This window comes from Allobosea sp. 2KB_26 (assembly GCF_052115715.1).
GTDB lineage: Bacteria > Pseudomonadota > Alphaproteobacteria > Rhizobiales > Beijerinckiaceae > Allobosea.
The window spans coordinates 1-17,727 of sequence record NZ_JBFRHE010000031.1; the positions used below are offsets into that span (position 1 = coordinate 1).

Below are 17,727 nucleotides of genomic sequence, written 5' to 3' on the forward strand. Positions count from 1 at the left end.
CCGAAGACCGGAGGCACAGGGTTGGCGACGCCGGGGGCGACGAGAGACAATTCGTACCAGCTGGAGTTGCGCATCGCTGCCATGCAGTGCCGCTGCGCGGGGCCGGCTGCATGAATCTCGCAGTCGAGACCGAAGGCTTCCGCCAGATGCGCGACCTTCATCGTGCCAGTGATGCCCATGTCGTAATCAGGATCGACACGCAGGTAGTCGGTCGCCCTGTCCCGGAGCCAGGCGGCCTTGCTTTCAAGGCCGCGTACATGCTCGGTCAGCATCAGCGGGGTGCGGATGTTCTCCTTCAGCTGCCGGGCGGCATGCGGAGACCAGCCGGCGTCCATGAAGGGGTCCTCGTACCAGAGATAGCCGCCTTCATCGCAGGCCTTGCCGACATAGATCGCATCGGCGAGCGTGCGCAGCTCGCTCGCCGCGTCGTACATCAGCTCCATCCGGCCGCCGACGCGCTTGGCGCAGAGCAGCAGGTTCGCGGCTTCCTCCTTCGGGTCGCCTTCGCCCCAGCCATGGATCTTGTAGCCGCGATAGCCGAGCGCGAGGCATTCCTCGGCGAAGTCGGCATAGGCCTCGATACTGTCCAGAATCCCGTTGCGGCCGCCGTTCAGCGTGCTCGCGTAGGTCGGAAGCCGTTGGCGGTAGCCGCCCAGGAGCCGCCAAACCGGGCGGCCGACCGCCTTGCCCGCCAGGTCCCACAGCGCAATGTCCAGCGCGGAATGGCCGATCGCCATATAGTGGCGGTGGGCGCGTTTCAGCTTGTTGTAGATCGCCTCTCGCTCCTCGGCGTCCTCTCCCAGAATCAGGCCCGCAGCAGCCTTGACCTGCCCGACCATGGCGCCGTTCTTGCCGCTGTGGACGCTGCAATACTCGCCCTGGTGCCCGCCTTCCGTCTCGATCCGCAGGGCAAAGGCGGTCAGCCGCGACTGCGCGCCCTTCATCACGCAGCGGTTGCCGCTGGCGTCCACCCCGAGGCCGTCGACCGTGTAGCCGAACTCATGCACTTCGACCCGTGCAATCCGCGCTTCCGGCCGCGTGCCTATCAATCTGTTCATGGCGGTTCCTGACAATTTCGACTTGCAATCGGCAATGCTGTCTGACAGCATGAATTTAAGCAGACTGATTTAGGGCCGTCAACGGGACAAGGCAGCCACGATGGACGCGGAAGAGAGCCGCTCGGCGATCGCCTACAGGCAGATCGCCGGCTATATCGACAATGTCGCGGACGGCGCGCGGCTGCCGCCCGAGGCGGATTTCGCCGAGATGTTCGGCTTGTCGCGGGCCAGCATCCGCGAGGCGCTGGCGCGGCTGCGCGCCGAGGGAATCGTCCGCTCGCGCAAGGGCTCGGGCACCTTTGCAATGCGCAGCGGCGCGCCCGAGATGGTCAGGCTTTCGGCGATTTCCTCGGTGCGCGAGCTGGCCCAGTGGCACGAGGTGCGGCTCGCGCTGGAAAGTGAGGTCGCGGCCCTGGCCGCGGATCGGCGGACCGATGAGGATCTGGCGCGGCTCGAGGCGGCGCAGGAGGCGCTGCTTGCCAGCCTGCTGACCGGGCGAGGCGAGCGGGAGGATGTCGCCTTCCATGCTGCGCTGGCCGTCTGCGCGCATAATCCCAAGCTGTCGGACGCCCTGGGGCGGCTGACCTCGCACATCTTCAGCTGGGGCAATCTTTCGGCGCAGCGCTCCGTGCTGACCATGGCCGAGCGCCGCGAGCTGATCGCCCTGGAGCATGGCGCCATCGTCGCCGCGGTCGCGGCACGAGACGGAGATCGCGCCCGCGCAGAGATGCGCCGTCACCTTCTGGCTGGCCGCACGCGCGTGCTCAGCGACCTGCAGATGTAAGCGAAAAAACCGATCGGGGAGGAGCTAGTCTTATGAAATCAATGATCTTTGACAGAAGGTCGGTGCTGCGCGCCAGCGCCGCGGGGCTTGCGCTTGCGGCTTTGCCGAAGCAGGCAGCTGCACAGGGCCTGTCGGGGACGGTCCGGGTCTGGACCTTTCTGGGAGCAGACGGGCAGTCGCCGCGCGAGGTCGTGCTGCGCGAGATCATCAAGCGCTTCAAGGCCACGCACCCCGGCGTCGATGTCAGGATCGAGGCCCAGCCCTTCCAGGAACTCGAGGTGAAATTTGTCGCCGCCTCGGCTCAGAACCGCGCGCCCGACGTGATCTGGATGCGTGACACCTTTCTCGATCTCGTCCAGCAGCGCGGCGCGCTGGCCGATCTCGACGCTCTGCTGTCGGACGACTTCAAGACCAAGGTGCTTCCCGATCTGTATCCGGTCTTCGTCGAGAAGTCCGTCTTCAACAAGAAGCGCATCTCCCTACCGATCTGGCCCAGCCCCGCTCAGGCGATCTTCTATCGCAAGGATGCGCTGTCCGAACTCGGCCTCGATGCTCCACCGCTCACGTGGGACGCATTCATCGCCGCCGCCGGCAAGCTGACCAAGAGCGAGCGGCTGGGCTTCGGCCTGCCGACGAACGACAACAGCGTCTCGGCCTTCATCAACATCCTGTCCGGGTTCGGCCCCTCGATCTTCGATGCGGCAACGGGCCAGTTCAACGTGACCAGCGCCGAGGCCAAGGAGGCCGCCAATGTTGTCAGACAGCTTGTCGCGAATGGAGCGCTCTCTCCGACGCTGCTGAATGCGATGGGCGACGATATCCAGGACCAATTCGCCTCCGGCCGCTTCGCGATGGTGCAGGCCTTCGCGCCGCGCTTCCAGCAGTACAAGCAGATCGCAGCCGGCTATAGCGGCAAGGATCTGGCGTTATCGGCCTGGCCGGCCTTCGGGACGCGCCCGCCCGCGGTTCTGCTCGGCCCGTACTGGACGGTAGGCATCTCCGCCAAAGCCGCCAACCCAGCCGCGGCGACCGCGTTCGTCGAGAGCCTGTTCAGCGAAGAGGCGTCGATGGCGTGGGCCAAGACCGCAGGCCTCGTGCCCGATCGCCGCTCCCTGCTGCAGGCGCCCTTTTTCTCGACGCCGGAGGCGTCGGATATCCGCGCCTTCACCGCGCTGCTGGCGGCTCCGGGCGTGATGACCTTTCCGCAACGCATGCCCAACATCACCAAGGTGTTCCCGGTGATGAACACGGCGCTGCAGGAACTGATCGGAACCAAGGAAAGCGTGGGCGCCGTTCTCGAACGCGCGAAGTCGACGCTGGGCTGGTAGCACGCCATGCACGCCATATCTCTTGCGAAGCCGCGGGGCCTTGACGTCGTCGCGCAGAGAGCCAGGCTGACCGGCTCGTCGCTGGTGGCGCCGGCCCTGCTGCTGGTCATCGCCATCAACATCCTGCCTGCGCTCTACGGTTTCTATCTGAGCCTGCACAAGGTCTTCTTCTTCGGGAATGAAGGCTTCGTCGGCCTTGGCAACTATGTCGAGCTGTTCCGCGACCCCTTCGCGTGGCAGGCAATCGGCCGCTCGCTGCTCTTCACCTTCGCCGCGCTCGCGGTCGCCGTCCCGCTGGCGCTGCTGGCGGCGATCGGCATCCGGCGGCTCGGCCGCTGGGGCAGCGTTCTGCTGACGGTGCTTCTGGTGCCCTGGGCGATGAGCCCGATCGTCGTCGCGCTCCTGTGGAAATGGATCCTCGTGCCGTCGCCGGGCGGGCTGGTGGGGGCAGCCTTTAACGCCTTCGGCCTGCCGCCGCAGGATCTCCTGACCGACCCGCTTCTGGCCATGCCGACGCTGATCATCGTGGCGGTGTGGCGCAACTTCGCCTTTGCCACGATCATCCTGATCGGTGGCCTCGGCCAGATCCCGCGCGATCTCTACAAGGCTGCCGCGGTCGACGGGCTCGGCGCCTGGGAGAGCTTCAGCAAGATCACGCTGCCCTTGCTGGCCCCCTCGCTGCTGATCGTGATCTCGATGCTGACCATCAGCTATTTCAACGAGGTGCAGCTCATCATCGGGCTAACCGGCGGCGGCCCGATCCGGCAGACCAACACATTGGCCTATCTGCTCTACCACACCGGCTTCGTCGAGCTGGATCAGGGACGAGGCAATGCCATCGCGGCGGTGATGTTCCTGATCAATATGGGGCTCATCGCCATCTACATCCGCATTCTGGGCAAGCAGTCGGGAGCGGCCGCATGAAAATCCTGTCCCGAGCCTCGCTTTTGATCGCCTGCCTGTTGGCCGGCATCATCGCGCTTGGCCCAATCCTCTGGGCCGCCTCCACCTCGTTGAAACCGACCAACCGCATCTTCGCCGTTCCGCCCGAAATCCTGCCGCAAAACCCGACCCTCGAGCACTACGCCAAGCTGCTGGCCGAGGGGGTCCACTGGGCGTTCCTGAACAGCTCGGCCTATGCGGTCGTGGCCGTGCTGGTCGCGCTGATCCTCGGCGCAACCGCCGGCTATGCGCTGATGCGCTATCCGGTGGCGGGCAAGCCAGCGGTTCTGCTCGTCTTCATGGGCACCATGGCGGTTCCGGGCTTCGCCGTTCTCCTGCCGACGCAAATGCTGGCGACGAGCATCGGCCTGCACGACACCTGGTCGATCCTGCCGATCCTCTATGCCGGTCACATCCTGCCCTTCGCGGTCTGGGTCAGCCGATCGCATTTCGCCACGGTCCCGCGCGAGCTGGAACAGGCAGCCGAAATGGACGGCTATTCGCGCGCCGAGGCCGTGTGGAAGATCGTGATCCCCGGGGCGAAGCCCGCGCTCCTGGCGGCGGCGACCTTCGGCTTCCTGCATTGCTGGAACGACTACGTCACCGGCTCGACCATGGTGGATTCGCCGGAGCTGCGCACGCTTCAGGTCGCACTGATCTTCTTCCAGGGCTTCCACGGCCGCGACTGGGGCTCGCTGATGGCGGGCGTGATCATCGCGACGATCCCGCCGGTGGTGGTCTTCCTTCTGTTCAGAAAATTCCTGATCGGTGGTTTCGCCGACGGGTCCGTCAAAGGCTGAAACGCATGACCCAGACACGGTCGAATACGGCGCAATCCGTCCGGTTCCAGAATGTGGGGAAAAGCTACGGCGACGGCTGGGCTGTTTCGGGCATCAACATCTCGATCGAGCCCGGGCAGTTCGTAACGCTGCTCGGCCCCTCAGGCTGCGGCAAGAGCACGACACTGAGCATGATCGCCGGTCTGGAAACGCCGACGGAAGGGCGGATCATGATCGGGGACCGCGACGTCACCACGATGAAACCAGCCGATCGCGACATCGCCATGGTGTTCCAGTCCTACGCGCTCTACCCGCATATGACGCTCTACGAGAACATCGCTTTTCCCCTGCGCGCACGGCGTCGCCGCACGCCCGAAGCCGAGGTCGACCGCAAGGTCCGCGCGGCGGTGAAGATGCTGGGCCTCGAGGCGATGCTGGACCGCTTCCCCCGCCAGATCTCGGGCGGCCAGCGACAGCGCGTGGCGCTCGGCCGGGCGATGGTGCGGACCCCGACTGTCTATCTGCTGGACGAGCCGCTCTCGAATCTCGACCAGCAGCTGCGGGTCCAGATGCGGTCCGAATTGAAGGACATCCATCAGCGCCTCGGCGCCACTATGCTCTATGTCACCCATGACCAGAGCGAGGCGATGACCCTGTCGGATCTGGTCGTGGTCATGTCGAGCGGCCGGATCGAGCAGGTGGGCAGCCCGCGCGAGCTCTACAACAATCCGGCCAATCTTTTCGTTGCCCGGTTCCTGGGCGAGCCCGGCATGAACATCCTCGACGGAGAGGCCCTGGATGGCAGGCTGCGCGGCCCGGGCTTCGATATTCCGCTTCCTGTCGTGGCGGGGAAGGCCGGAAACAGGATTTCGGTGGGCATCCGGCCCGAGGACCTGCAATACGCCCCAACCGCGGCAGCTGTCATCCGCGGCACGGTCCGAACGGTGGAATATCTTGGTTCGCGCAGCCTCGTCCGCGTCGAAGTGGGCGAGCGTCTGATCGCAGCCTTCCTGCCGCCCTCCGTCGATCTTCCCGCCGGGGCGGCCATCGGCCTTTCCTTCGCCGATCCGGACAAGGCACGCTTCTTCGCAACCGATGGCGGCGCTTCGCTTCACTTCCACCAAAACTTTGCAGGTTGAGCCGATGAACAGGATTTCCCTCGACGATCAGGTCGCCGTCGTCACCGGCGGCGCGCAAGGGCTGGGGCTTGCCATTGCCAAGCGCCTTGTCGCCTCGGGCGCCCGCGTCAGCCTCTGGGATCGCGACGCGGACGCGCTGAAGACGGCGCTCGTGCTGCTCGGCTCCGCCGCGTCGACCAAGCAGGTCGGCATCACGGATCTCGACGGCCTGACACGCACTCATCAGGAGGTCGAGGCCGAAATCGGCCCTGTCTCGATCCTGGTCAATTCGGCCGGGATTGCCGGCGGAAATGCTCCGCTCGACGCCTATGACCCGGAGGAATGGCGCCGCGTCGTCGAGGTCAACCTGAACGGCACCTTCTATGTGAACAAGGTCGTCGTGCCCGGCATGAAGGCGCGAAACTACGGGCGGATCGTCAATATCTCCTCGGTGGCGGGCAAGGAGGGCAATCCCAACCTGGCGGCTTATTCGGCGGCGAAGGCAGGCGTGATCGGCCTGACGAAATCGCTGGGCAAGGAACTCGCCGGCTACGACATCGCGGTGAATGCGATCTCCCCCGCCACTGCCAAGACGCGCATCCTCGACACGCTGAAGGAGGAGTTTATCCAGTACATGCTGTCGCGCATTCCGCGTGCCCGCTTCCTCGAAGTGGACGAGGCCGCCGCGATGGTTGCATGGCTCGTCAGCGGCGAAAACAGCTTCACCACCGCCTCGGTCTTCGACCTCTCGGGCGGGCGCTGCACCTATTGATCGCGGGAGGGCGCTATGACGCTTGAACGGGCGCAACGCCTGATCGCCGAAGCCCTTGCCGCCGGCCGAGCACGCGGAGCCAGGCCGCTGGCGGCCGTGGTCGTCGATGCGGGGGGCCATATCGTCGCCTCGGCCCGCGCAGACGGGGCCACGATCGCCCGGCACGAATTCGCCCTGGCGAAGGCCTGGAGTTGCATCGCGCTCGGACTGGATTCACGCGATCTCGTCGCGCGGGTGAAAGCCGATCCGGCCTTCTTCTCGGCAGCGGCCACCTTGCTATCGGGCCGGCTTCTGCCTGCGGCCGGCGGGGTCCTGATCCGCGAGGGGGAACAGGTTCTGGGAGCTCTTGGCATCTCCGGCGATACCGGCGAGAGGGACGACGCCTGCGCGACGGCCGCCACTCGGAGCTTGATCTAAAGCATCGGCCCGAAAGGTGGATTGCGATTTTCGGGAAGGCCGATGCAAACACAAAAGGCTGACGCACCGGACCCGGTCCGATGCGTCAGCCGGGCAATATCGCCTCAGGCCGGTGCGGCCGGCGCGCCGGCCCATTCGGTCCGTGCCGGGATCGCCTCGCCCTTCATCACGATGGTGAGCAGGCCGAGCCTTGCGTGGTCGTCGACATGGGTGTCGTAGAGCACCGTGGTCAATCCGCCGAGGACGCAGCCGCGACCGATCTCGATGCGGCCGACCTTCATCACCCGGTCCTCGAAGAGATGGGTCTGGAGGTTGGCGGTCGCGTTGATCGCGGCATAGTCGCCGATGCTGACGCAGTCGAACTCGGTGATATCCGTCGAGTCGAGATAGACGCCCTGGCCGACCTTCACGCCGAAGAGGCGCAGCACCCAGGGCAGCATGGGCGTGCCGCGCAGCGCATTGAGCAGGATCGCGCCGGCGGTGCCCCAGTAGAGCGTCGTCATCGCCTCGGTGCGCAGCGCCCACCAGGACCAGAGGCCGCGATTACCCGGTCGGTAGACGCCCATCACCAGCCATTTCATCAGCAGCACGGTCGTCGCCAGGGCAATCGAGGTGCCGACCGCGCAGGCGACGAAGATCGGGGCGAACTCGCTCCAGCTCTGGGCACGATTGAGGGCGGGGAAGAGGACAAGCTCGGCCGTGATCGTGCCGAGCGTGATGAACATCATCGTCGGCATCGAGGCGCTGAACAGCTCGAGGACGGCGCGCAGGATGCGGCGCCAGAGCGGGGGCCGGAAGGTCTTGGCGATGTCGGCATCGTCGAAGCGCTGGCGCGAGGGCAGCAGGATCGGCGGGCTGCCGAAGCGCGTCTCGCCGGGCTGCATCGCCACGCCGCTGGGCGGCTTCGACTTGATGCCGAGCAGCGAGCCCGACGGCAGGAAGGCGCCGGGCGGCACCACCGCATCATTGCCGATGAAGACCCGATCGCCGGTGCGCACCGCCTTGCTGGTCATCCAGCCGCGGCGGACATCCTCGTCCCCGAGCACGACCTCGTCAGCGACGAAGCAATGCTCGCCGATCTCGATCATGTCGTAGCGGCCGCCGAAATTGGTGGCGATCTCGGTGTCCTTGCCGATCTTGGCGCCCATCATGCGGTACCAGATCCGCATGTAGACCGTGGAGAACAGCGAGGACAGGCTCTGGAGCATCACGTCCGAGGCGAGTCCGACAGTCCATTTGCGCAGACCGTAGCCGGAGGCGATGGCATGCGTGCCCTCGACCGAGCGCGGCATCACGAGCCAGCGGATCGCGGTGACGAGCAGGACGGTGGCGAGCATCAGCACCATCGCGGTCGGCCAGGCGATGATCGGCAGGACCCAGCGATAGTCGATGCCGACCAGTTCCTGCAGCGGCCCGTCGAAACGGTCGAGGATGAAGAAGGCCGGGAAGATCGGCAGCAGCGCCAGCGCCGGCATCAGCAGCAGCATGGCGCCGAAGAAGACGGTCTGCAGCACCCTGACCGGCACGGAGGGCTGCCGGGCGTGCTGGGGCCAGGAAGCGGGATCGACCGCGCCGATGCGATGGCCGGGCGAGCCGTCCCAGTGCTCGAAGGCGCCGACGCGGCTGCCTGCGGCGAGCGCGGTCAGATCGGCGAGCTCGGCGCCCTCCCCGATCACCGTGTCATGGCCGATGGCGCAGGAGGTGCCGATATAGGCGTCCTTGCCGATCGCGATCGTGCCGATCACCAGCTCGTTGCCGATCACCTCGGCATTGGCGAGGCTGAGCTTGCCGCCGAGCGTGACGTCGTCGCCGATCTCGACGAGGTCGATCGCGCCGGCCTCGAAGCCGCTGACGAAGACGCCCTTGCCGACCCTGGCGCCGAGCAGACGCATGGCGAAGCTGGCCAGCGGCGTGCCCTGCATCAGGCTGAGATGGACCATCGAGGTGAACTGGCGGGCGAGCCACCAGCGGAAGAAATAGACGCCCCAGAGCGGGTAGCGGCCCGGCGTCGCGCGCCAGAGCACCAGGCGCTTGCCGAGGATGCCGGCGAGCATCACCGAGAGCGTGACGAGCGCGTAGATGCCCATCATCATCAGGATCTCGCGCAGATCGACGCGCTCGTCGACCGTGATCAGCTCGTAGATGACGTAGATCGTCAGCCAGGGACCGGTCAGCGCCAGCAGCAGCACCGGCATGCAGGCGAGCTGAGCCAGCCCGCAGAACAGGCGGCGCAGCAGCGGCGGCGGCGTGAAGGAAAGATCGCGCGCCGGCGGCCGGCCGATATCGGCCTGCCTGCGCTCGTCGAGCCGGGCGGCGATCGCGCGCAGCGTGCGCAGGCTGTAGACATCCTCCAGCGTGATGCTCGGCAGAGCCGGATTGGCACGCACGCCGGCAAGGAAGGTGGCGGCCAGCAGCGAATGGCCGCCGAGATCGGCGAAGAAGTCGGCCTCGAACCCGATCGTCTGGCCCGGGAAGAGTGGCCTGGCGGCGTCGAGCAGGGCGGATTCGGTCGCGCTCCGCGGCTCCTCCTGTTCCTCGGCGGAGGACGCCATCGTCAGCGGCGCCGCCTTGAGCGTCTTGCGGTCGGCCTTGCCCGAGGTCAGGCGCGGCAGGCTCGCCATCTCCTCGAAATGCGAGGGCACCATATAGGGCGGCAGGGTCTCCTTCAGGGCGGCGCGCACGGCCGCACGGTCGAAGGCGGTCGCCGTGTCCGCCACCACGAAGGCGACGAGCCGGTCGATGCCGTCGTCGCGGCGCAGCACCACGGTCGCCTGCGCGATGCCGGGCAGGTCGCAGAGCCTGGCCTCGATCTCGCCGAGCTCGAGGCGGAAGCCGCGCAGCTTGACCTGATCGTCGATGCGGCCGTGGAAGAGGATCTTGCCCTTCTCGGAGAGGCTGACCGCATCGCCCGAGCGGTAGAGCACCGGGTCGGTGCCGTCGCCGCCGAAGGGATTGGCGATGAACTTCTCGGCAGTGAGCTCGGGACGGCCGAGATAGCCCGCGGCGACGCCGGGGCCGCCGATCAAGAGCTCGCCCTCGGTGCCGGGGCCGACGATCGCCATCTCCTCGTCGACGACATAGCAGGTGTAGTTCGGGATCGGCAGGCCGATGGTCACCGCCTCGTCCGGCGTGACCTCGTCGACAGTGGCGACGACGGTGGCTTCGGTCGGTCCGTAGGAATTGAAGACCTTGCGGCCCGGGCGGCACCAGCGCTGGCGGACGGCGGGCGGGCAGGCCTCGCCGCCGAGGATGATGATGCGCAGGCTCGGAATGTCCTGCGGCATCATCGCGAGCAGCGTCGGCACGGTGTCGAGCACGGTGATGCCGGCCTCGGTCATCAGGGCGGGCAGGCGCTCGACCTCGCCCAGCACCTGCGCCGAGGCGACCCAGAGCGTCGCACCGACGAGATAGGGGACGAAGATCTCCTCCAGCGAGAGATCGAAGGCAACGGAGGCGCCCTGGAACGAGACGTCGTCAGCCGTCATGCCGTAGACGTGGTTCGACGCGCGCAGATAGTGGCAGATGTTGCTGTGCGCGATGACGATGCCCTTGGGCTTGCCGGTCGAGCCCGAGGTGTAGATCGCATAGGCCGGGCTCGCCGGCGTCACGCCCTCACTGCGCGGATCGACCGGCGGGGCGTCCGTGCCGGCGGCGATCAGGTCGCGGCAGCGCACGGCCTCGGCGGGCAGCTCCCGGTCGAGTTTGCCGCCTGTGGCGTCGTCGATGACGATGAGCCTTGCCTCGCAATCCGCGAGGCATTCACCGACGCGCTCGGGCGGGGCGTCGGCGTCGAAGGGGATATAGGCCGCGCCGGCCTTGAGGATGCCGAGCAGCGCAACATGCAGGTCGAGCGAGCGCGACATCCACAGGCCAACAAAGGCCCCTGCCCTGACGCCGCGCGCCCGCAGCGCGCGCGCCACCGCGTCGGCCCGGGCGTCGAGCTCGGCATAGGTCACACGTTCGCTGCCGAAGATGATGGCCGTGTGCCCGGGCGTCCGTCGGGCGGAGGCCTCGAAGATCTCGCCGAGCAGTTCGTCGCGCAGGAGCGACGGCTCCACGGCGCCCACGAGCTTTCCAGCACCGCGCCCGACGATGGCATGCATGATCTGCTTCCCCCAAGCCCGATGCCGCAAGGCTGAGCTGCCTGTGCGAGACCGGGATTTGCTAACGGGGAGAGATGTAGATTGCGTTAGGGCATTGCGACATGTTGTCCCCGCCCGCAGAGCCTCGCGAACGCTGGGTCAGCGCCAGGCAGGCTCTTCCCTGGGCGCAGAGAGCGCCACCCGCGTGAAGCAGCGGCGCCTTTCCCAGGGAGGTGCGATAGCCCTTCCCCGGCCCGAGATGGGGACGGCTATTTCGCGCTCCGCGGCCGTCCCGGACGCTTCGTCCCGCCTGGCACTTCGTTCGCGATCGGCTTCACATGGGCCAGGTGGCGGGGCGAGTCGTTGCGGTAGTCCAGGATTTCGTCGAAACGGCTCATCAGGATTTCGGATGGCCGCAGGATCTGCTTGATCCGGATCTCACGCGCGGCCTCGCCATCGCGTCTGCGCAGCGCGTCGACAAAGGCGAGCGAGGTTTCCACGGTCGGCGGAAACCCCTCGAACAGCGAGTAGAGCCGGACGATCGGCCCGATCTGACGCCAAAGGCTCTGAATGATCGGCAGTGTCGCCGGCCTCTGCGCAGCCTCGTAGAGCGTGAAGAAGATCTGCTTGTTCAGCACGAGGAAACGCTCACTGCGGAAGACTCCGAGATCGTTCATCTCGTCGATCGCGCGCGCCACGTCCCGGATGTTCTTATCCGTCAGATGCGCAACCGCGGCGGCGGTCACATCGCCTTCGAGCAGCGTGCGGACATGGGTGATCTCCGCGAATTCCGACTTCGTCGGGCGCCACACGCGCACCCCCTTCTGCGGCTCGACAAGCAAAGCGCGCTCGGCGGCCAGGCGGCGAACGGCATCGCGCACAGGCATGATGCTGGTCCCGAACTGGGCTGCGAGATCATTGATATTCAGCGCTTCGCCCGGCCAGAACGCTCCCGTCATCAGCGCATCGCTCAGCTGGTCATAGACCAGATCCTGAAAGCTTGTCGCCGCCACCGGCTTGAACATGGAAATCCCTTTCCGCGGGCTGGAGCTGCCCGAGCGTTGCACGCATATCACGAACCGGGGCCGCGTCTTGACACCCCGCTTCAGCTCTAACTAATATCTTAGATACGAATATAACAAGGGGGATTGCGCATGAGCTCGTCACTGAGGCACTTCGCTAGGCCAGCCGCGATCGTCGCCGGCATTCTCGGTTCTCTGTCCGTCGCACCGATCAGCCATGCCGCCGACAAGGCGACCATCCGCATCGGGGCCGATTATGACAGCCTGGACCCGGTCAAGACCGTGACCTCGGACGGCTATCAGCTCGTCAACGTGCTCTATGACCGCCTTGTCGCGCTCGACGAGAAGGGCACGCCCGTGCCGGCGCTCGCCGAATCCTGGAGCGGCGACGCGAGCCGCACCGTCTTCAAGCTGCGCAAGGGCGTCACCTGCTCCGATGGCACGGCGCTGACCGCGACCGCGGCCGCCGCCGCGCTGACCCGCCTCGGCGCCAAGGAAACCAATGCACCGATGGCGTATCGCACCGTCGGCATCGCCGGGTATTCCGCCGCCGGAGACGACGCCGCGGGCACGGTCACGCTCACCATGACCGCCCCCTTCAGCGACCTGCTGATCGGGCTGGCGATGCCCTGGGCCTCGATCGTCTGCCCCTCCGGGTTGAAGGATACCGAGGCGCTGGGTTCGACGCCGAGCGGCACCGGGCCCTATACGCTCGACAAGGCGGCCTCGGTTCGCGGTTCGCACTATGTGCTGAAGCTTCGTCCGGACCATGCCTGGGATTCAAGCGGAGCAACCGGAAAGGACCCGGGGCGCCCCGCGACGATCCAGGTGCGCGTGATCAACAACAACACGACGGCGGCCAATGAGCTGCAGTCCGGCACGATCGATGTCAGCCTGGTCACGGGTCGCGACATCAACCGGCTGAAGGCCGCGAAATCGCTCGATTTCCTCGATGCCAAACCCTTCGGCATGCAGTTCATGATGTTCCAGCATCGCGACGGCTATCCCACGGCCGACGTGCTGGTGCGCCGGGCCATCGCCACCGCCATCAACCGCGATCTCGCGACCCGCGCCGCGACGGCCGGCAATGGCCTGACGGCAACGAGCTATATCAGCCCCCTGGTCGCCTGCTACGAGCCAAAGACGGCGGATCTCCTGCCGAAGCCGGACGCCGAGGCGGCAAAGACCCTGCTGAAGCAGGCAGGCTATGCGCCCGGATCCGACGGGATCTTCGCCAAGGACGGCAAGAAACTCAGGCTACGCCTGATCGGCCAGCCCGGGCTTCAGGGCTCGGCCCCGGAATACATCCTTGAAGCGTTGCGCGCGATCGGCGTCGAGGTCGAGCTGCGCAACATTACGCTTCAGGAGACCGCTTCGGTGATGAGCGGGCCCGATTGGGAGATCGGCGTCTTCCCCTTCGGCCCGCCGATGCCGAGCGCCAATACCGTCGTTCCTTTCGTGAGCGGCAAGGGTTCCAACCACGGCACGATCGAGAATGCCCGCTTCGCGGCGGCACAGGCGGCGGCGCTCGCCTCCTCCCCCGACAGCCCCGAACGCTGCGCCCGCTGGAGCGAGGCCCAGCTCTCGCTGCTCGAGACCATGGACATCCTGCCGCTGTTTGGCGGCGTGAACACCTTCTTCTCGCGCAAGGGCGTCCGCTTCACCATCGGCGGGCCGTTCGTGATGGATATCCGCTCGATCCGCGTCGGCAAGTGAGCGCAGCATGATGACGCGCGGCCGACCGCTCTCCAGGTTCCTGTTCGCCAGGTTACCGTTCGCCAGGTTCCTGCTCGGGAAGGCCGCGCAGATCGCCGCGATCCTCTTTGCCCTCGTGCTCCTGACCTTCCTGATGGTGAAGATGATCCCCGGCGATGCGGCCAGCCGTATCGCCGGGCCGGACGCAGACGCCGCCTATCTCAGCCAGCTGCGCAGCGAACTCGGGCTGGACCAGCCTTTCGCCGTGCAACTCTGGAACTATGTGGCGGGGGTGGCGCGCGGTGATTTTGGCGTCTCGCTCGCCACGCGCCAGCCGGTGATCGAGCTGATCCGCGATCGCCTGCCCTATACCGCCGCCCTTGCCGGCCTCGCGCTCGCCTTCGTCGTGGTGGTCGGCTTCTCCTTCGGGCTGGCGGTCGCCATCGCGACGCGCGACGACCGCCTGCCCTGGCTGGACCATGGCTTCACGATCGTGACCGGTACGCTGGGCGCGATCCCGGAGCTGCTGGCCGGCATCTTCCTCGGCTATGTCTTCGCCGTCTCGCTGGGCTGGCTTCCGATCTCGGGCGCCGCAGGCCCCGGCTCGGTCATCCTGCCCGCACTCGCGATCGGCCTGCGGCCGGCGCTGAATCTCGCCCGCGTCGTGCGGGTGGAGGCAAGGCGGACGCTGCGGGCCGATTTCATCCGCACCGCCCGCAGCAAGCGGCTGCCGGCCTGGCGCATCTATCTGCGCCATCTCGCGCCCAATGTGGTCACGGCTGCCCTGACCATTGCCGGCTTGGTCTTTCCCTTCCTGATCGGCGGCGCCGTGATCGTCGAGAACATCTTCGCCTGGCCGGGCCTCGGCACCGCCATCGTCCGCGCCGTCGTGACCGCCGATTACCCGGTCGTCCAGGCGATCGTCGTGCTGCTCGGCTTGCTCGTCCTCGTCACCAACATGATCGTCGACGTGCTTCTCGCCATCGCCGACCCGCGCAGCACGGTCCGCACATGACCGGACGGCTCAACCTCGCATCCCTGCTGGCCGGCATCGGGGCCATCCTCCTGCTCGGGACCGCGCTCGTCGCCCCGACGCTGTTCTCCGACGTCGTCAGCCGGATGGATGTCGCGGCCGCCGGAACGGGGCCCTCGGCCGAACACTGGTTCGGCACCGACGATCTCGGGCGCGACGTTTTTGCCCGCACGCTCGCGGCAACGCAGCTCTCGCTCGGCCTGGCGCTGGCCGCAACGGCCATCCGCGTGGTGCTTGGCGTCGCGATCGGCATGTGGCTGTCGTTATCGGGCAGCCTCGCCCGGGCGATCGGCACGCGGATCATCGACACGGCCCTGTCCTTTCCTGCGATCCTGATCGCGATCGTCATCACTACGATCGTCGGCCCGAGCATCGAGGGCGCCGTGCTCGGCGTCGGCCTCGCCGGCGTGCCGACCTATGCGCGGCTCGGCTACACCATGTCCTCGGCCATCGTCGGGCGGGACTATGTCGCTGCGGCAAAGGCACTCGGCCTCGGCCGCATCGCGATCCTCTGGCGCCATGTCCTGCCGAATATCGCCGACACGCTCGCCGTCAGCACCGCAACCTCGCTCGGGCTGGCGATCGTCGAGATCGCGTCGCTGAGCTTCCTCGGCCTCGGCGTCAACCCGCCGGCCTTCGACTGGGGCCGCATGCTGATCGAGGGCGCCGAAGCCATCTACGTCAACCCTGCCGCCGCGCTCGGACCGGCAGCGGCGATCGCCCTGTCCGGCCTGATCTTCAGCTATCTCGGCGAGGCGATCGCGCTTTGGATCCAGCCCATGCGCAGCCGCTCCCTGGTTGCCGGCAGCGGCATCGACGGCGCGGCTGGCGCGATCGCACCACTGCGGCTCGCTGGCGGGGAGGATGCGGTTCTGCTGGCCGAGAACCTGAGCGTCGCCTTTCCGACCGAGGGTTCCCAGACGATCGCGGCGGTTCGCAATGTGGGTTTGAGCATCGGGCGTGGCGAGACGGTCGGGCTCGTTGGGGAATCCGGCAGCGGCAAGACGCTGACCGCCATGGCGCTCGCCGGGCTCACCGGTCATCCGGCCCGGGTCTCCTCCGACCGGATGCTCTTTACCGGCGAGGATCTGACGGCGATGAGCGGGGCTCTGCGCGAGCGTCTGCTCGGCACCGGGCTCGCCGTCGTCTTCCAGGATCCGAGCACCTCGCTGAACCCGGCTTTGCGCATTCGCGAGCAGATGACGGAAGCCGTGCGCCATCATCGCGGCCTGTCTGAAGAGGAGGCCAGCGCGCTCGCGCTGGAACAACTCGCACTCGTCGGCATCACCGAGCCCGGCCGGCGGCTCGACCAGTATCCGCACGAATTCTCCGGCGGCATGCGCCAGCGGGCGATGATCGCCATGGGGCTGATGATGCGCCCCTCCCTGATCGTGGCGGACGAACCCACGACCGCGCTCGACGTCACCGTCCAGGCCCAGATCCTCGCACTGCTGCGCGAGGCCAATGGCCGGGACGGCACGGCGATCCTGATGATCTCGCATGATCTGGCGGTGATCTCGCAGGTCTGCGACCGCGTGCTGGTGATGTATGGCGGCCGGATCGTCGAGAGCGGCCCGGTCGAGCAGGTCATCGGCAATCCCGCTCACCCCTATACGCAGGCCCTCATCGGCGCGATTCCCGACCTCGACACGCCGCGCGGACAGCGCCTGGTCGAAATCCCCGGCCAGCCGCCGGTGATCGGCGCCTTCCCGCGCGGCTGCTCCTTCCAGGAGCGCTGCCCGGCCCGCCATGGTGCCTGCGCCGCCTCGGAACCGCCGCAGACGGAGATCGGATCAGGCCGCGTCGTCGCCTGCTGGCTGCATGCCGCGCCCGATGGCGAGGCCGATGCCAAGTCCAGTGCCAAGCCCAATGCCAAGTCCAATGCCAAGTCAAAGGCTGCAGCATGACCGGCCTGTCCGCCACCGATATCCGCGTGCGCTTCGGTGCGATGCTGGCGCTCGACGGCGTCAGCATCGCGATCCCGCCCGGCGGCACGCTTGGGCTCGTCGGCGAGTCCGGCTCCGGCAAGTCGACGCTGGGGCGCGCGCTCCTGCGCCTCCACGACCTCACTGGGGGCCGGATCATGCTGGACGGCGAAGACGTGACGCGCGCTGCAGGGGCTCGCCTGAAGAATTATCGCCGTCAGGTCCAGATCGTCTTCCAGGACCCCTCCGCCTCGCTCGATCCACGCATGACCGTCGCACGCGCGATCGAACAGGGCATGCGGCTGCGCGGCGAGCGCGACCCGGGCGCATTGGGGCGGCTGCTCGACACGGTCGGTCTCTCTCGCACCGTCGCCTCGCGCCTGCCCCATGAATTGTCCGGCGGCCAGCGCCAGCGCGTCGCGATCGCCCGTGCGCTTGCGGTCCGCCCATCGATCATCGTGCTCGACGAGGTCACCTCCGCGCTCGACGTCTCGGTCCAGGCGCTCGTGCTCAACCTGCTGCGCGATCTGCAGGCGGAACTGCGCCTGTCCTATCTGTTCATCTCGCACAACATGGCGGCCGTCAGGGCGATGAGCGACGAGGTCGCCGTGATGTATCGCGGCAAGCTCGTCGAACAGGGCCATGCCGACGGCTTCTTCGCCGCGCCGTCGCACCCCTATTCGCGCAGCCTGCTCGAGGCCGTGCCCCGTCTCCGACACATGCGCGAGCCCCCCGCCTCCGCCCCCGGCCCCTTCGGCCCGGGCTGAGCATC

The 17,727-nt window shown here is 67.2% G+C and carries 14 protein-coding genes; 11 read left to right on the top strand and 3 right to left on the bottom strand.

The genetic code is table 11. The features are described 5' to 3' along the window. A partial coding sequence (locus tag AB4099_RS33690) for an enolase C-terminal domain-like protein (RefSeq protein ID WP_441481290.1) occupies positions 1-1,058 on the bottom strand: 1,058 nt, incomplete at its 3' end. 100 nt (positions 1,059-1,158) lie between these two features. Here AB4099_RS33690 and AB4099_RS33695 point away from each other — a divergent pair. The 7 genes from AB4099_RS33695 to AB4099_RS33725 are packed head-to-tail and all read left to right on the top strand — an operon-like array spanning position 1,159 to position 7,198. Further along, positions 1,159-1,842: a FadR/GntR family transcriptional regulator gene (locus AB4099_RS33695; RefSeq protein WP_113519061.1), complete on the top strand. Its 684-nt coding sequence runs from the start codon at positions 1,159-1,161 to the stop codon at positions 1,840-1,842. Between the two features lie 41 nt (positions 1,843-1,883). Then, positions 1,884-3,170 (top strand): extracellular solute-binding protein, encoded by a 1,287-nt coding sequence (locus AB4099_RS33700; RefSeq protein ID WP_441481291.1) that lies wholly within the window; start codon positions 1,884-1,886, stop codon positions 3,168-3,170. Between the two features lie 6 nt (positions 3,171-3,176). After that, positions 3,177-4,094, top strand: a complete 918-nt coding sequence (locus tag AB4099_RS33705) for a carbohydrate ABC transporter permease (RefSeq protein ID WP_113519063.1) — start codon at positions 3,177-3,179, stop codon at positions 4,092-4,094. Continuing rightward, a complete protein-coding gene (locus AB4099_RS33710; RefSeq protein WP_113519064.1) occupies positions 4,091-4,912 on the top strand; it encodes a carbohydrate ABC transporter permease in 822 nt (273 codons plus the stop codon). Before AB4099_RS33705 ends, AB4099_RS33710 begins: the two co-directional genes overlap by 4 nt. A 5-nt stretch (positions 4,913-4,917) precedes the next feature. Beyond that, a complete protein-coding gene (locus AB4099_RS33715) occupies positions 4,918-6,030 on the top strand; it encodes an ABC transporter ATP-binding protein (RefSeq protein WP_113519065.1) in 1,113 nt (370 codons plus the stop codon). A gap of 4 nt (positions 6,031-6,034) precedes the next feature. Beyond that, a complete protein-coding gene (locus tag AB4099_RS33720; protein WP_441481292.1) occupies positions 6,035-6,781 on the top strand; it encodes an SDR family NAD(P)-dependent oxidoreductase in 747 nt (248 codons plus the stop codon). 15 nt (positions 6,782-6,796) lie between these two features. Continuing rightward, positions 6,797-7,198, top strand: coding sequence for a GlcG/HbpS family heme-binding protein (locus tag AB4099_RS33725; protein ID WP_441481293.1), 402 nt, complete (start codon positions 6,797-6,799; stop codon positions 7,196-7,198). A 104-nt stretch (positions 7,199-7,302) separates the two neighbouring features. Here AB4099_RS33725 and AB4099_RS33730 read toward each other — a convergent pair whose 3' ends face one another. Further along, positions 7,303-11,301, bottom strand: coding sequence for a Pls/PosA family non-ribosomal peptide synthetase (locus tag AB4099_RS33730; protein WP_441481294.1), 3,999 nt, complete (start codon positions 11,299-11,301; stop codon positions 7,303-7,305). Positions 11,302-11,549: 248 nt separating this feature from the next. Then, positions 11,550-12,305 carry a GntR family transcriptional regulator gene (locus AB4099_RS33735; protein ID WP_113519193.1) on the bottom strand — a complete coding sequence of 252 codons (756 nt, stop codon included), beginning with the start codon at positions 12,303-12,305 and terminating at the stop codon, positions 11,550-11,552. Positions 12,306-12,434: 129 nt separating this feature from the next. Here AB4099_RS33735 and AB4099_RS33740 point away from each other — a divergent pair, with 129 nt between their 5' ends. The 4 genes from AB4099_RS33740 to AB4099_RS33755 are packed head-to-tail and all read left to right on the top strand — an operon-like array spanning position 12,435 to position 17,722. Further along, complete coding sequence (locus AB4099_RS33740; RefSeq protein WP_441481295.1) at positions 12,435-14,018, top strand: ABC transporter substrate-binding protein; 1,584 nt, start codon at positions 12,435-12,437, stop codon at positions 14,016-14,018. Positions 14,019-14,025: 7 nt separating this feature from the next. Beyond that, entirely contained in the window at positions 14,026-15,012 is a 987-nt protein-coding gene (locus tag AB4099_RS33745; RefSeq protein ID WP_441481296.1) for an ABC transporter permease, read from the top strand. Further along, positions 15,009-16,937 carry a dipeptide/oligopeptide/nickel ABC transporter permease/ATP-binding protein gene (locus AB4099_RS33750; protein WP_441481297.1) on the top strand — a complete coding sequence of 643 codons (1,929 nt, stop codon included), beginning with the start codon at positions 15,009-15,011 and terminating at the stop codon, positions 16,935-16,937. The genes AB4099_RS33745 and AB4099_RS33750 overlap by 4 nt, the downstream gene beginning before the upstream one ends. Further along, complete coding sequence (locus AB4099_RS33755; protein WP_441481298.1) at positions 16,934-17,722, top strand: ATP-binding cassette domain-containing protein; 789 nt, start codon at positions 16,934-16,936, stop codon at positions 17,720-17,722. Before AB4099_RS33750 ends, AB4099_RS33755 begins: the two co-directional genes overlap by 4 nt. The last annotated feature ends 5 nt before the right edge of the window (positions 17,723-17,727 follow it).